Below are 13,760 nucleotides of genomic sequence, written 5' to 3'. Positions count from 1 at the left end.
ACGGAAGGAGCTTAGCCAGCAGGGTGGGAGCGTTCGACGCCGGCCGTCGCGTTGATCCCGGAGCGGCCTTCCGCGCTGGTTCCCGACGGAGAAGCTGCTCCCCCGCCTGCCGCGGCCATTTTCTCGGCATCCTTCTTTTCGAGGTGCTTGTGCCACCAGCGCAGGGCGTGGTCAACCACAAAGCCCACCACGACGGCGAACGCGATCGCGATTCCCACGCCAAGGAGAGGATTGTTGTGCACCCAACGTCCGGCGAGCGCACCGATCCCCACGGAATAACCCACCCAGGTCAGGCAGGCGAAAGCATCAAGCCAGAAGAAGGTCTTGCGGCTGAATCCGGTTTGTCCGGCGACATAGTTAACCGCCACGCGGCCCCAAGGAATGTAGCGCGCCGTGAAGATGAGTACCGCTCCACGCTTGTCCAGCTCATAGTGCGCCCAGGCAAACATCTTCTGGACCTTTGGCCTGCGCATCCATTTCCACCGGTCATGGCCGATTTTGCGTCCCAGCAAGTAGGCCGTGTTGTCGCCTGCCATCGCACCGATGAGGGCCGTTGCTCCGAGGAGCCACAGGTTCGGCTCACCACGGTGCATCGCCAACGCGGAGAGGCCCACGATCGCGGTCTCGCTTGGCAGGATCGTGGCAAAGCCATCGATGAAGAAGAAGACCAGGAGCGCGGGGTAGATCCACGGCTGCCCGGCGGCATGCTCGAGCATGTGGTTCATGAATTCCACGCAGGCATTGCTCCTCAGGGAAAGTCACACGGTTGCGTGACATAGATCGCTCTCAATTATCCCATGGCCGGAGCGTCGTTCGCTACGCCCCCGCCGAAGGGGATCACAAGTCAAGGCTAACTCGCAAGTCACACGCAACGCGTCCCCCTCCGGGCGGATATCCGCGCTTGCCAGGCGTCATACCCGAGGATGAGGACGGGACGGCTATTTGACGGATTCCGCCTCGGTTTCCCCCGGTTCGTCCGCGACTTCGGACTCGGCTGGAAGCGGTCCGCGGACCTTGCTGATGACGCGGTCAACAACGATTCCGAGGATGACGGCAGCAATGATCGCGATGACGGCACCGAGCACGTGGTTGTGCTCGAACCATTGGCCGAAGAACACGCCGATTGCCACCGAATAGCTCGCCCACATCACCGCGGACAACGCCGTGAGCGCTACGAAGGTGCCGTGGGAAAAGCGGGTCGCACCCGCGGTGAGGTTCACCGCCACGCGGCCGACGGGGATGAAGCGGGCCACCATGATCAGCGAAGCGGCCCGCCGTCGGAGTTCCCGTCCAGCCCAGCGGAAGGCGCCCTGCATCCTCTGCGAGCGCATCCACCGCCATCGCCGGACTCCGATCTTCCGCCCGATCAGGTAAGCCAGGTTGTCTCCCCCGAAGGCACCGAGCGCACCCACGAGGATCAGGAGCCACGCATTGGGCACGCCGGCAGTCGCTGAGACGGCGGCAAGCCCCACAACTACCGACTCGCTGGGGATGGGCGGGAAGAAGCCATCGATCAGGCAGCACGCAAAAACCAGGAGCAGAACCCACGGCTGCCCGGCTGCTGCGAGGATGAAATCGTTGATTGCCTGCACGGTTTCCTAACGAATGGCTCGCAGGATAGTCTCCCGGGCGCCCGAAACGCCCGGGAGGACGAGCTACGAAATTCTGTCGATGATGAGGCGCTGCGCCGGACGTGAACCTTCCGGTGCGATGACCACGGCCCCCTCGAGGACTTCCTTGGCCCTGTCGAACTTCTCGGGAGTATCGCTCAGGAGCGTCAGGAGCGGCTCACCGGCCCGCACCACGGCACCGGGTTTGGCGTGCATCCGAACTCCCGCTCCTGCCTGCACCGAGTCTTCCTTGCGGGCGCGGCCAGCGCCGAGCCGCCAAGCGGCCACCCCCACGGACAACGCGTCCAACTCCACCAACACGCCATCGGCAGGCGCAGGAATCACCTCGGACTCCCTGGCTACCGGCAACGCCGCGCGCGGATCGCCGCCCTGGGCTTCGATCATCCGGTTCCAGATGTCCATTGCCCTCCCGTCCTTCAGCGCGGCCGCCGGATCGGCGTCGCGCACTCCGGCGCTTTCGAGCATCTCTTCGGCGAGGCGGACTGTGAGTTCGACGACGTCTTCCGGACCGCCGCCGGCGAGGACCTCCACCGATTCCTCCACCTCAATGGCGTTTCCCGCCGTCAAGCCCAGCGGTGTGGCCATGTTGGTCAGGAGTGCGACGGTCTTGACGCCGGCATCCTTTCCTAGGGCAACCATGGTTTCGCCCAGCTCGCGGGCGCCGGCTTCATCTTTCATGAAAGCGCCGGAACCCACCTTCACGTCGAGGACCAGGGAGCCCGTGCCCTCGGCGATTTTCTTGCTCATGATGGACGAGGCGATGAGCGGGATCGCCTCGACCGTTCCGGTCACGTCCCGCAGGGCATAGAGTTTCTTGTCCGCGGGAGCCAGGCCGGCCCCGGCCGCGCAGATCACCGCGCCGACGTCTTGCAGTTGCGCCAGGATTTCCTGGTTTCCAAGGTTCGCCCGCCAGCCCGGAATGGACTCAAGCTTGTCCAGCGTGCCGCCCGTGTGGCCCAATCCCCTGCCGGACAGCTGCGGCACTGCCACCCCGAAAACCGCCACCAACGGCGCCAAGGGCAAGGTGATCTTGTCCCCGACGCCACCGGTGGAGTGCTTGTCGGCAGTCGCCTTCGTGCCGCCGTCGGGACGCCGAAGGCTCGAAAAGTCCATCCGCTCGCCGGACGCGATCATTGCGGCAGTCCAGCGCGAGATTTCGGCACGGTCCATTCCGTTGAGCAGGATCGCCATGTTCAATGCCGCCATTTGCTCGTCGGCTATGACGCCGCGGGTATAGGCATCGATGGTCCAATCGATCTGCTCCGGGGTGAGCGTGCCCTTGTCCCGTTTGATGCTGATGATCTGGACGGCGTCGAACGCTTCAGTTTGTGTCACCGGTTTCCCTCCAGGTGTGCCATGTTGTCCGGGCCGAAGGCATCGGGCAGGACCTCGTCCATCGTCTTGATGCCTTGGGTTGTCATGAGCTGCATTCCGGGCGCGCGGAATTCGTACAGCAGCTGGCGGCAGCGTCCGCACGGCATGAGCACGTTGCCCTTGGCGTCGACGCAGTAGAACGCCTTGAGCTTTCCGCCCCCGCCCATATGCAGGTCGCCCACAAGCGCGCACTCAGCGCACAGGGTCAGTCCGTAGCTGGCGTTCTCCACGTTGCAGCCGCTGACGATCCTCCCATCGTCGGTGAGCGCTGCCGCCCCCACCGGGAAGTTCGAATACGGCGCGTAGGCCTTGTGCATCGCCGCGATGGCGACTGCTTCAAGCGCCGGCCAATCCACCTCGGAATCTTCAGGTGCCACGGTCAACCCTTGACGTACGGTATGCCGCTGGCCGCCGGAGGCCGGGACCTGCCGACCAATCCGGCCACTGCGAAGACCGTCAAAGCGTACGGAAGCATCGCCATGAACTGGCTGGGCACGGGCGATCCGATGATGGTGATGACGCTCTGGAGGTTGTCCGCGAACCCGAACAGCAGCGCCGCCAAGAACGCGCCGATCGGATTCCACCGGCCGAAGATCAACGCTGCCAAGGCGATGTAGCCGCGGCCGCCGGACATGTCCTTGCTGAACGCGTCCACCGAGACCAAGGTGAAGAAGGAGCCGCCGATGCCGGCGATCGCGCCGCCCATAAGCACGTTCCAGAACCGGGTCCGGTTGACGTTGATGCCCACGGTGTCGGCAGCTTGCGGGTGCTCGCCGACTGCCCTCACGCGAAGGCCCCACTTGGTGTGGAACAAGCCAAGGTAGACCACGATCACGGCGATGTACATCAGGTAGCCCACCAGTGACTGGTGGAAGAGGATCGGACCGATGATGGGGATATCGGACAAGAACGGAACATCCACCGGTGGAAGGTGTCCCGGCTTGTTGAGGCCATCCGGGTCCGCGGTCAGGAGCGTCGAGAACAAGAAGCTCGTCAGGCCACTGATCAGGACGTTGAGCACCACGCCCACGATGATCTGGTTGACGAGGTACTTGATGCTGACCACTGCCAGCACCAGCGAAACCAGAGCCCCGGCAACTGCCGCGGCAACCAGTCCGGCATACACGTTGTGGGTCACGGTCGCCACAACCGCGGCCGAGAACGCTCCCAGGAGGAGTTGGCCCTCGATCGCGATGTTGACCACCCCCACGCGTTCGCACAGGACGCCGGAGAGCGAACCGAAAACCAGCGGCACGGCCAAAGTCACCGATCCCGCGATCAAGCCGGCAAGGGAAATCGCCGGTTCGGCGTCGTTCCCGTGGGCCACGATCCACACCAGGAATCCGATCAGGAAGACGGTGGCGAAGACGCCGCCCACCCAACGTGGCGTGGTCTTCTTCGCTTGCGTCAAGAACACCGAGTAGCCGGCCAGGGCAAGGAGGACCACGGCACAACTCCAGCCGACCGGCCCGGATTCAAGCGTGATCCTGGAAACCTTGGCCACCCCGAGCGCCGCCAAGCACAGCGCGATGACTGCCGCCACGGTACATGCCGGAATCCAACGCGGGACCGGTGCGTGTCCGCTGCCTGGCCCCGAACGACGCACGAACCACAGGTAACCAAGCCCGGCAGAAATCACCAAGGCCAGGACCAGGGTGATCCACGCCGCGAGGGTTGACGCGCCGGTATTCGACGTCTCGGCGATGCCGAAGCCCGCCGATTTCGGGCCGGCCAAGAAAGCGAACAGTATGGTTCCGAGGATTGCCAGCAAGGACAATCCGATTCCGGCCTTCCAGCTCACGATCTCGCTCGCGCCCGGTTTTCCGGGGTGCCCAGGCCTGTTGCCGGCCGAAGCTCCGCCGCCGGCCCGCGTAGTTGTGGTGCTCATGCCGTTGCCGCTCCGCTCTCGATTTTCCCGCCGGACGTCGCTCCTGAGCCGGTTCCTGAGCCGCGGCCGCGCGTTGTGTTCTTCTTTTTCCGCGGATTAAGTCCGAAGATCGCCCGCACAAGAGGCGGCGCCGCGATGAACAAGACGATCAGCGATTGAATGACCAACACGATGTCGATAGGAGTCTGGGTTTGTGCCTGCATTGCGACACCTCCGGCGCGGAACGCCCCGAAGAGCAGTCCCGCGAAGAACGTCCCCCACGGCGTCGACCGACCAAGCAAGGCAACCGTAATGGCGTCGAAGCCGATGGACGCGGCGACACCTCCGGAAAGATACTTTTCCGTCCCGGACACTTGGGCGATGCCGGCCAGCCCCGCGAGCGCGCCGGCAAGCGCCATGACCAGGATCACGGCCCTGGGAACATTGATGCCCGCGGTGCGCGCCGCGCTCTGGTTTGCGCCAACCGCCCGGAATTCGAAGCCAAGGGTCGAACGGTTCAGGAGCCACCACACGAACACCGTTGCCAGCACGGCCACGAGGAACCCGGCATGGAGCCTGAACTGGGGTCCGAGCAATTCCGGAAACAGTGCCGTTTGGTCCAGGAAGGGCGAGATCGGATTCGTCGATCCTTTGCGCTGGAATGCCGGGGTGGTCAGGAGGAACAACAACAGGAAGTTGGCGATGTAGTTCAACATGATGGTCACAATGACCTCATGGGCACCGGTCCGTGCTTTGAGGAGGCCCACAATGCCACCCCAGATGGCGCCGCCAACCAGTCCGGCGATGATCACCACCAAGAGGTGGACCAAGAACGGCAAATGCCAGGTGAAGCCTACGTAGGCCCCGAAGAGGGCGCCGAAGATGATCTGGCCCTGGGCGCCGATATTGAAAAGTCCGGCCCGGAAAGCCAAGGCCACCCCGAGCCCGGCAAAGATCAAAGGCGTGGAGACCGTCAGGGTCTCCGTGATCGGGTACAGCTGGGCGGCCGTGTCCGCTCCAGCCCAATTGAAGAGCGAGCCCTGCACCAATGCCGCATAGGGCTTGAAGACCTCACTGAGCATGTCCCCCGGCCGCGCGAAGAAATAGCCTGCCGTCTCCGCCACCCGGGGGTTAGTGACCGCCATCAGGATGCCGCCCAGCACAATGGCGAGGAGCACTGACAGCACCGAAACCATGGCGTTCCCGGTGACGATCTGGCGGAAAAGCGAGCCGCCCGCCGCGTGCGGGATGGTGCCGCCTTGGCTGGAAGCCGGCACCGGCGAAGGTGCCATGGCACCGTCCGCGGTATCGAGCGCGACGTCGGCGGCGACGTCGTCTTCGTCGCGGGGTGTCTTGGCGTCAGACATGGGTTCCTCCTTCGTGGGTCTTCTGCGCGGCCAGTTCTGCCTCGTGCTCCGGGACGCCCGCCATCATCAGGCCGAGAACGTCGCGGGACGTGCCCGCGGGGACGATTCCCACGAGCTTCCCGCGGTAGAGGACGGCGATCCGGTCGGCGAGCTCAAGCACTTCGTCGAGCTCGGTGGACACGATCATCACCGGTGTTCCGTTGTCCCGTTCGGCGATGACCCGTTTGTGCACGAATTCGATCGAGCCGACGTCGAGTCCCCGGGTGGGTTGCGAGGCGATGAACAGCCGCAGAGGCCTCGACAGCTCCCTGGCGAGCACCACTTTTTGCTGGTTGCCGCCGGAGAGGGTGCCCACTGCCGCGTTGATCGACGGCGTCCTGACGTCGAACTCCTCGACCTTTTGCTCCGCATGGGAAGCGATCTGCGCCGGCTTCATGCCGATGCCCTTGGCGAATGGGGCCTTGTCATACAGGTCCAGGACCATGTTCTCGGAGATCGAGAAGGTCCCCACCAAGCCGTCGACCTTGCGGTCTTCCGGAACGAACCCGACGCCGGCGGACAGGACCTGCTTGACGCTCTTGCCGAGGAGTTCGACGCCGTCGAGGGTGATGGAGCCTGTGACGTGTGGCTGGATCCCAAGGATGGCTTCCGTGAGTTCGGTCTGGCCGTTTCCTTGGACACCGGCGATAGCAAGCACTTCGCCCTGGGAAATATCGAAACTCAGCCCGTCCACGACGTGTTGGCTGTTCTGGTCCACCACTACGAGGTCGCGGACTTTGAAGGTCGCGTCGCCTGGCTCGGCCGGCTTCTTCTCCAAAGTCAGGCTGACCGACCTGCCAACCATGGCGGAGGCGAGTTCGGTGGGGGAAGCCGAGGGATCGGCCGAGCCGACCACCTTGCCGCGGCGGATCACGGTGATGGTGTCCGAAATTTCCTTGACTTCGCGCAGCTTGTGCGAAATGAAGACAATCGATTTTCCGTCGGCCTTGAGCTGGCGGATGATGGCCAGGAGCTCGTCGGTTTCCTGCGGCGTGAGGACGGCGGTTGGCTCATCGAGGATGAGGACTTCCGCATCCCGGACGAGTGCTTTGATGATCTCCACCCGTTGCTGGACGCCCACAGGCAGGTCTTCCACCATGGCGTCCGGGTCTACGTCGAATCCGTATTGCTCCGAGATCGCTTGGATCTTGCGCCTGGTTTCGTCCAGGTCCAGGAAACCGGCGGCCTTGGTGGCCTCGTTGCCCAGCGCGACGTTTTCCGCCACCGTGAACACCGGAATCAGCATGAAGTGCTGGTGCACCATGCCGATTCCCGCTGCCATGGCATCTCCGGGTCCCTTGAAGACCACGGGTTTGCCGTTCACCAGGATTTCGCCGTCGCTGGGATCGTAGAGCCCGTAGAGGACGTTCATGAGGGTGGATTTTCCGGCGCCGTTCTCGCCCAGGAGGCAATGGACTTGGCCGGGTTCCACCACGAGGTCGATGTGATCATTGGCTACGAGGGATCCGAAGCGCTTCGTGATCCCTTTAAGTTCGAGTTTCAAAACCCCAACCCATCTATGAAGGATGGCTCCCCGTCATCGCCGTGCTCCCAGCATAGTGCGCCGCCGGAGAGTGTCGAAGAGCAGTTATGGAGGCAAAGCAGAACGCGCTGCCCTCCGCCGTGACCCGGCTGAAGGGCAGCGCGCCCCGGGTTCGCCCTGAATGGCCCTTGGACCTATTGCTTGGGGCTGGACTTCGATTCAACCTTGACCGCTCCGGAGATGATGTCCTTCTTGAGCTGGTCGAGGTCGCTCTTCATGTCAGAGGAAACGGCAGAGTCGAGGTCGTGGAACGGGGCAAGCGCCACGCCACCGTTGTCCAGCGTGCCGATGTAGGGGCTGGGGTCGAACTTGCCGTCCTTGTCGTCCTTGATGACGGACTCGACGGCGGTTGCCATGGTCTTCTGGACGGAAGTCAGGATCACTGACTTGTAGTCGGGTGCCGTCAAGTAGCCGTCGGAGTCAACCCAGATCAGCTTGGCGTCCGTGCCCTTGGACTTGGCGTCCAGGATCGCGCTTCCGGCGCCACTGCCTACCGGGCCGGCGACGGGAAGGACGATATCGGCGCCCTGGTCGAGGAAGCCTTGGGTGAGGACCTTGCCCTTGTCGATCTGCTTGAAGTCGCCAACAAAGGTGCCGTCCTGCTTGTCCTTGTCCCAACCGAGCAACTGGACGGACTTGCCCTTCTTCTGGTTGTAGTACTTCACGCCGTCGGAGAAGCCGTCCATGAAAATAGTCACCGTAGGGATGTTGAGGCCGCCGAAGGTTGCAACCTTGCCGGTCTTGGAAGTTCCCGCAGCCAGGTAGCCGGCCAGGAACGCGGCCTGGGCGGTGTCATACACGATCGGCTTGACGTTCTTCGGGAACGTGGGGTCGGAGTAGTCGATGATGGCAAAGTGGCTGTTTGGATTGGCCGTTGCGATGTTCTTGGTCGCGTCGCCGAGGAGGAACCCGACCGTGACTGTCAGCTTGCAGCCCTGCTGGACCATGGAACGAAGGTTGGGATCGTAGTCCGTGTCTGCCTTGGACTGGACGTGCTTCTCCTGGATGGAAAGGTCCTTGGCTGCGGCTTGGAGGCCTTCGAATCCCGACTGGTTGAACGACTTGTCGTCGAAGCCGCCGGAGTCGGACACCATGCACGCGGTGTAATCGGACTTCGTGGCGCTCCCGGAGCTGGACGCGGAGGGCGCGGCCCCGCAGCCTGCCAGCAAAAGGGCAGCGGCACCGGCTGTTGCGACGCCCGCAAATGAACCGCGCTTCAGGTGGGCGCGGAGTGACTGCTTCAATTTTCCTCCAGGAAGAAAGTGATTGATGCTACGACAGATGGTCAAGCTGGGCACCACACTAGTGGGATTGAACACACCCCGTTAACACAAAAGCCCAACAATCCGAAGATTGTTGAGCTTTTGTTACCAAGCGGTACAGGGTTCTTTCAGGAACGCGGCCTACTATCTGCTTCCCGGTCGGCGCGGAGCCTGCCTCAACCGATCCTGACCAGCATCTTGCCCGTGTTGGCGCCATCCAGGAGATCGATGAAAGCTTGTGGCGCGTTCTCCAGTCCGTCAACGATCGTTTCGTCGTAACGGACGGTTCCGTCCGCCAGCCATCCCGCCATCCGCGTTGAAAACTCCGCAGCATGCTGGCGCTGCCCGCCGACGAGGAAGCCGCGCAGCGTCAACTGCTTCCCGATCGCCACGGCGAGGTTGCGGGGAGCTGCGGTAGGCGCCGTCGCGTTGTACTGCGAAATGGCCCCGCACATCGCCACGCGTCCGCCGACTGTGAGGACCGACAGGGCCGCCTCAAGGTGTTCGCCGCCCACGTTGTCGAAGTACACGTCGATGCCCCGCTCCCCTGCCGCCTCCCGCAACTGCTCGACTACCGGACCGTCGTGGTAGTCGAAAGCGGCGTCGAAGCCGAGTTCCAGCAAGCGCGCCACTTTTTCGGGCGACCCGGCGCTGCCAATCACCTTCGACGCTCCCATGGCCTTGGCAATTTGGCCCACGATCGACCCGACAGCCCCGGCGGCGCCCGAGACAAAGACGGCATCGCCGGGCTTGAATTCGGCCACCTTGAGCAGCCCGGCATACGCCGTCAGCCCGGTCATCCCGAGCGCCCCAAGGAACGCCGACGTCGGCGCGAGCCCGGCCGGTACCTGCGTCGCCGCGGCCGCGTCAACCACGGAGAACTCCCGCCACCCGAGCTGGTGCACGACGACGTCACCCACCTTGTGCGCGTCCGAACGGGACGCGATCACCTCACCCACCGCACCGCCGTCGAGCGCTGCGTCCAAGCGGAAAGGCGCCGAGTACGATTTCGCGTCGTTCATGCGGCCGCGCATGTAGGGATCCACCGACATGAATTCATTCCGGACAAGGATCTGGCCGTCCTGCAAATCCGGCAAGGCGGTCTCCGCAAGCCGGAAGTTCTCCGGGACGGGGCGCCCGTGGGGGCGCGAGGCGAGCTGGATTTCGCGGGTACGGAGTGGAAGCGCGGCGCTCATGCGGCCACCTCCACCAGTGTGATGTCCACGCGTATGTTGCCGCGCGTGGCGTTCGAATACGGGCAGATGCGGTGGGCCTTCTCAACGAGCTGCTCGGCAGTCTCCCGGTCCAATGCCGGCAAGGCGATCTCCAGCTCGGCCGCGAGGCCATAGCCTTCGCCCTCACTCAGGGCGCCGAAGTGGATCTTCGCGGCCACGGCGGAATCGCTCAGGTCCGCGCGGGCCTTGCGACCCACCAGGCGGAGGGCGGAATGGAAGCAGGCCGCGTAACCCGCGGCGAACAATTGCTCGGGATTGGTGCCCTGGCCGTTTCCGCCCAGCTCCACTGGACTGGCGAGGACCACATCGAGCTTGCCGTCCTTGGTGCGGGCGTTGCCGTCACGGCCTTCACCGGACGCCAAGGCCTCGGCTGTGTAGAGAGTCTTCACAATTGGTTCCTGTTCGTTGGGGTTCGTGTCCGTTGGGTGCTTGGTGGCTAGATAGCCGAATGGAGGGCTGCCGTGAGGCGCCCCAGAGTGTCGTGAAGCTGGGCCAGTTCATGGGCACTCAAGCCGGCGGCGTCGGCCAGCCGCCGGGGAACAGCTTGCGCCTGCTCGCTGAGGGCATCTCCCGCCTCCGTGAGGTGGACCTCGACGCGCCGCTCATCCTCGGCCGAACGCCTGCGCTCCACGAAACCGAGCGACTCGAGCCTCTTGAGCAAGGGCGACAACGTGCCCGAGTCGAGGCCCAGTTCGGCGCCCAGCTCCCTGACGCTTCTGGGCTCGTCTTCCCAGAGCACCAGCATCACGAGGTACTGGGGGTACGTCAGACCCAGCCCTTCCAGTACGGGCCGGTAGACCGCCGTCGCGGCCTTCGACGCCGAGTAGAGGGCAAAACAGACCTGGCGGTTGAGGCGGGGAGCTTCACTCATGGCCATAACGATAGCCAACAATTAAATTGTGCACAACTCAATTGTCGAGAGCAGAAGTGTTCGGCTGGTTTCGGGACTTTGCCCTAGTGGTCGCGGATGGTGCGAAGCGCCGAGGCGGCCAGCACCTGGATGGCGAAGCCGAGGGCCCGCTCGTCCACCACAAAATCGCCGCGGTGGAGGTCGTACTCCTCGCCGCCCGGAGTGTGGGTTCCCAAGCGCATCATGGCGCCCGGCAGGTCCGCCAGGAACCACGCGAAGTCCTCGCCGCCCATGGACTGCGGGGTCAGCACGACGGCGTGTTCCCCAAGTTCCGCACGTGCCGCGGCTTCGATCAGGGCCGTCTCATGCTCCGAGTTGACCACCGGCGGCACTCCGCGGGTGTGCTCCAGATGGACATCCACCCCGTACGGCGCGGCGACCTGCTGGACAACGTCGTCGAGCAACTCCCCCGCGCTGTGCCACGCATCGCGGTCCAGGCAACGCATCGTGCCGGCCATGTAGCCGCTGGCAGGAATCGCGTTCGGTGCCGAACCCGCCACGATCTGGCCCCACACCACTGAGACGCCGCTGCGGACATCCACGCGCCGGGACAAAACGGCGGGAACGTTGATGGCGATCTGGGCGAGTGCGAAGACGAGGTCCTCGGTCAGGTGCGGGCGGGACGTGTGGCCGCCGCGCCCGGTCAGTTCGATCTTGATGGTGTCCGACGCCGAGGTGATGGCACCGATGCGGGTACCGATCTGGCCGACGTTGATCCGGGGATCGCAATGCAGCGCCAGGATCCGCGGGACACCTTGCAGCACGCCTTGCTCGATGCAGGACAACGCACCGCCCGGCATGGTTTCCTCGGCCGGCTGGAAAATGATCCGGACCGTGCCACCGAGCGGGGATTCCTGGTGCATGGCGTGCAGCACCAAGGCGATGCCGAGCATGCTCGTGGTGTGGACGTCGTGCCCGCAAGCGTGCGTCACGCCGTGGTTCTTCGAAGCGAAGGGCAGGCCGGTTTCCTCGATGATGGGAAGGGCATCGATGTCCCCGCGCAGGGCGGTGGCAATCGGACCCTCGCCGACATCCACGGTCAAACCCGAGCCTTCGAGCCGGCGCGGCTTCAGCCCCGCGGCCTCGAGCCTGTCCACAAGCTTGTCCGTGGTGCGGAATTCCTTGAAGGAAAGCTCGGGGTGCGCGTGCAGGTCCCGCCGGAATTCGATGAGTTCCGGCAGGAGGTCTTCAAGCCACGGCCCCACTACGGGAGTGGGCTCGGTTTCAGTAGTGAAATTGCGCACCTCACAACTCTAGCCATCCGCGGCCCGCGATGAGTGAAAGGGGTCCCTTGGTTACGGATTTCCCCGTCAGCTAGAGGACGTCCGTGTCGCCGCTGGCCTTAAGCGCGTCCACCGCACCCTTCACCCGTTGCGCATGTTCCTTGGTGGTCACGAGCAACGCGTCCGGCGTGTCCACGATCACCACATCCTTGATGCCGATGAGCGCGATAACGCGTTTCGTGTCGGACACCACCACCCCGCTGGCGTTCTCGGTAAAGACACGTGCGCCTTCTCCAAGTACGGTCACTTCGTCGACGTCGCCGGCGCTGTTGAGGCGGCCGATTGCCGCGAAGTCCCCGACGTCGTCCCAGCGGAAGGTTCCGGGCACGACGGCGACATCACCGGCCGCCGCCGCGGGCTCGGCCACGGCGTAGTCAATGGCGATCTTGGGCAGGGTGGGCCACACGCGCGCAGTGACCTCGTCACGCTGCGGGGTGTCCCAGGCGTCCGCGATCTCCTGGAGGCCGGCAAACAGCGTGGGCTGGTTGGCCTCCAAATGCTTGAGCATCAGCGAGACCGGGGCCACGAACATGCCGGCATTCCAGACGTAATCGCCGGTTTCGAGGTACTTCTTCGCGATGACTTCGCTCGGCTTTTCGACGAATTCGACCACTGCGTGCGCATTGGGCGCGGCGTCGATATTCAAGGAGTCGCCCGTCCGGATGTAGCCGAAGCCCGTCGAAGGGTGCGTAGGCTTGATGCCGATTGTGACGATCTTTCCGGCTGCCGCCGTGTGGATGGCCTCACGCACGGTGTCCTGGAAGAGGTCGTCCGGGCTGATCACCTGGTCCGCAGCGAAGGAGCCCATGATGGTATCCGGATCGCGGCGATGCAGGATGGCGGCGGCCAGGCCGATCGCGGCGCCCGAATCCTTCGGCTCGCTTTCGAGGACGAGTTCGGATTCGCCAACCTCCGGCAACTGGCGGCACACGGCAGCACGGTGCGCGACGCCCGTAACAACAAGGACGCGGTTACCGGCGAGGGGCTCGAGGCGATCGAACGTGGCGCGCAAAAGCGTGCTTCCCGACCCCGTGAGGTCGTGCAGGAACTTGGGCGCAGCTGCACGCGAGAGGGGCCACAGGCGCGTACCTACTCCACCCGCTGGAATGACGGCGTGGAAGTGGCGCAAGGGCGATGTAGGGCTTGCAGCATTGTCTGTACTCACCGCAACACCATAACCGACGACGCCACAACTCACGCTTTGTGGTCTTAGTCTCATCCGACCCGCAAAAAGGCCGGAATTCAGCCA

13 protein-coding genes are annotated in these 13,760 nt (G+C 64.1%); all 13 read right to left on the bottom strand.

What is annotated here, in order from left to right:
* Positions 1-11: 11 nt before the first annotated feature.
* The 13 genes from ABCW42_RS05950 to ABCW42_RS05890 all read right to left on the bottom strand — a co-directional run bounded on the left by ABCW42_RS05950 (position 12) and on the right by ABCW42_RS05890 (position 13,676).
* Positions 12-716: a DedA family protein gene (locus ABCW42_RS05950; protein ID WP_423184816.1), complete on the bottom strand. Its 705-nt coding sequence runs from the start codon at positions 714-716 to the stop codon at positions 12-14.
* 222 nt (positions 717-938) lie between these two features.
* Positions 939-1,592, bottom strand: a complete 654-nt coding sequence (locus tag ABCW42_RS05945) for a DedA family protein (RefSeq protein ID WP_423183984.1) — start codon at positions 1,590-1,592, stop codon at positions 939-941.
* Between the two features lie 63 nt (positions 1,593-1,655).
* A complete protein-coding gene (locus ABCW42_RS05940) occupies positions 1,656-2,966 on the bottom strand; it encodes a thymidine phosphorylase (RefSeq protein ID WP_423183983.1) in 1,311 nt (436 codons plus the stop codon).
* Positions 2,963-3,322 (bottom strand): cytidine deaminase, encoded by a 360-nt coding sequence (locus ABCW42_RS05935; RefSeq protein WP_423184815.1) that lies wholly within the window; start codon positions 3,320-3,322, stop codon positions 2,963-2,965. The genes ABCW42_RS05940 and ABCW42_RS05935 overlap by 4 nt, the downstream gene beginning before the upstream one ends.
* 62 nt (positions 3,323-3,384) lie before the next feature.
* Positions 3,385-4,893: an ABC transporter permease gene (locus ABCW42_RS05930; RefSeq protein ID WP_423183982.1), complete on the bottom strand. Its 1,509-nt coding sequence runs from the start codon at positions 4,891-4,893 to the stop codon at positions 3,385-3,387.
* Complete coding sequence (locus tag ABCW42_RS05925; RefSeq protein WP_423183981.1) at positions 4,890-6,239, bottom strand: ABC transporter permease; 1,350 nt, start codon at positions 6,237-6,239, stop codon at positions 4,890-4,892. The genes ABCW42_RS05930 and ABCW42_RS05925 overlap by 4 nt, the downstream gene beginning before the upstream one ends.
* Entirely contained in the window at positions 6,232-7,782 is a 1,551-nt protein-coding gene (locus ABCW42_RS05920) for an ABC transporter ATP-binding protein (protein ID WP_423183980.1), read from the bottom strand. Before ABCW42_RS05920 ends, ABCW42_RS05925 begins: the two co-directional genes overlap by 8 nt.
* Positions 7,783-7,955: 173 nt before the next feature.
* Positions 7,956-9,065 (bottom strand): BMP family lipoprotein, encoded by a 1,110-nt coding sequence (locus ABCW42_RS05915; RefSeq protein ID WP_423183979.1) that lies wholly within the window; start codon positions 9,063-9,065, stop codon positions 7,956-7,958.
* Positions 9,066-9,259: 194 nt separating this feature from the next.
* Positions 9,260-10,279: an NADP-dependent oxidoreductase gene (locus ABCW42_RS05910; RefSeq protein ID WP_423183978.1), complete on the bottom strand. Its 1,020-nt coding sequence runs from the start codon at positions 10,277-10,279 to the stop codon at positions 9,260-9,262.
* Positions 10,276-10,707 carry an organic hydroperoxide resistance protein gene (locus ABCW42_RS05905; protein ID WP_423183977.1) on the bottom strand — a complete coding sequence of 144 codons (432 nt, stop codon included), beginning with the start codon at positions 10,705-10,707 and terminating at the stop codon, positions 10,276-10,278. Before ABCW42_RS05905 ends, ABCW42_RS05910 begins: the two co-directional genes overlap by 4 nt.
* Before the next feature lie 47 nt (positions 10,708-10,754).
* Complete coding sequence (locus ABCW42_RS05900) at positions 10,755-11,189, bottom strand: MarR family winged helix-turn-helix transcriptional regulator (RefSeq protein ID WP_423183976.1); 435 nt, start codon at positions 11,187-11,189, stop codon at positions 10,755-10,757.
* Positions 11,190-11,272: 83 nt separating this feature from the next.
* Positions 11,273-12,472 (bottom strand): amidohydrolase, encoded by a 1,200-nt coding sequence (locus ABCW42_RS05895; RefSeq protein WP_423183975.1) that lies wholly within the window; start codon positions 12,470-12,472, stop codon positions 11,273-11,275.
* A 70-nt stretch (positions 12,473-12,542) separates the two neighbouring features.
* Positions 12,543-13,676 carry a mannose-1-phosphate guanylyltransferase gene (locus ABCW42_RS05890; RefSeq protein WP_423183974.1) on the bottom strand — a complete coding sequence of 378 codons (1,134 nt, stop codon included), beginning with the start codon at positions 13,674-13,676 and terminating at the stop codon, positions 12,543-12,545.
* Positions 13,677-13,760: the final 84 nt, after the last annotated feature.

Origin of the sequence: Arthrobacter sp. NyZ413 (assembly GCF_049390645.1) — a bacterium.
Taxonomy (GTDB): Bacteria; Actinomycetota; Actinomycetes; order Actinomycetales; family Micrococcaceae; genus Arthrobacter.
Note: the sequence above shows the minus strand (reverse complement) of the source record. Positions and strands in the feature narration are given on the sequence as shown.

What these genes read in the sequence shown, in the direction of transcription:
- ABCW42_RS05950 (WP_423184816.1), bottom strand. Translation starts at nt 716, where the DNA reads ATGCTCGAGCATGCCGCCGGGCAGCCGTGGATCTACCCCGCGCTCCTG.
- ABCW42_RS05935 (WP_423184815.1), bottom strand. Translation starts at nt 3,322, where the DNA reads ATGCACAAGGCCTACGCGCCGTATTCGAACTTCCCGGTGGGGGCGGCA.
- ABCW42_RS05930 (WP_423183982.1), bottom strand. Translation starts at nt 4,893, where the DNA reads ATGAGCACCACAACTACGCGGGCCGGCGGCGGAGCTTCGGCCGGCAAC.
- ABCW42_RS05925 (WP_423183981.1), bottom strand. Translation starts at nt 6,239, where the DNA reads ATGTCTGACGCCAAGACACCCCGCGACGAAGACGACGTCGCCGCCGAC.
- ABCW42_RS05910 (WP_423183978.1), bottom strand. Translation starts at nt 10,279, where the DNA reads ATGAGCGCCGCGCTTCCACTCCGTACCCGCGAAATCCAGCTCGCCTCG.
- ABCW42_RS05900 (WP_423183976.1), bottom strand. Translation starts at nt 11,189, where the DNA reads ATGAGTGAAGCTCCCCGCCTCAACCGCCAGGTCTGTTTTGCCCTCTAC.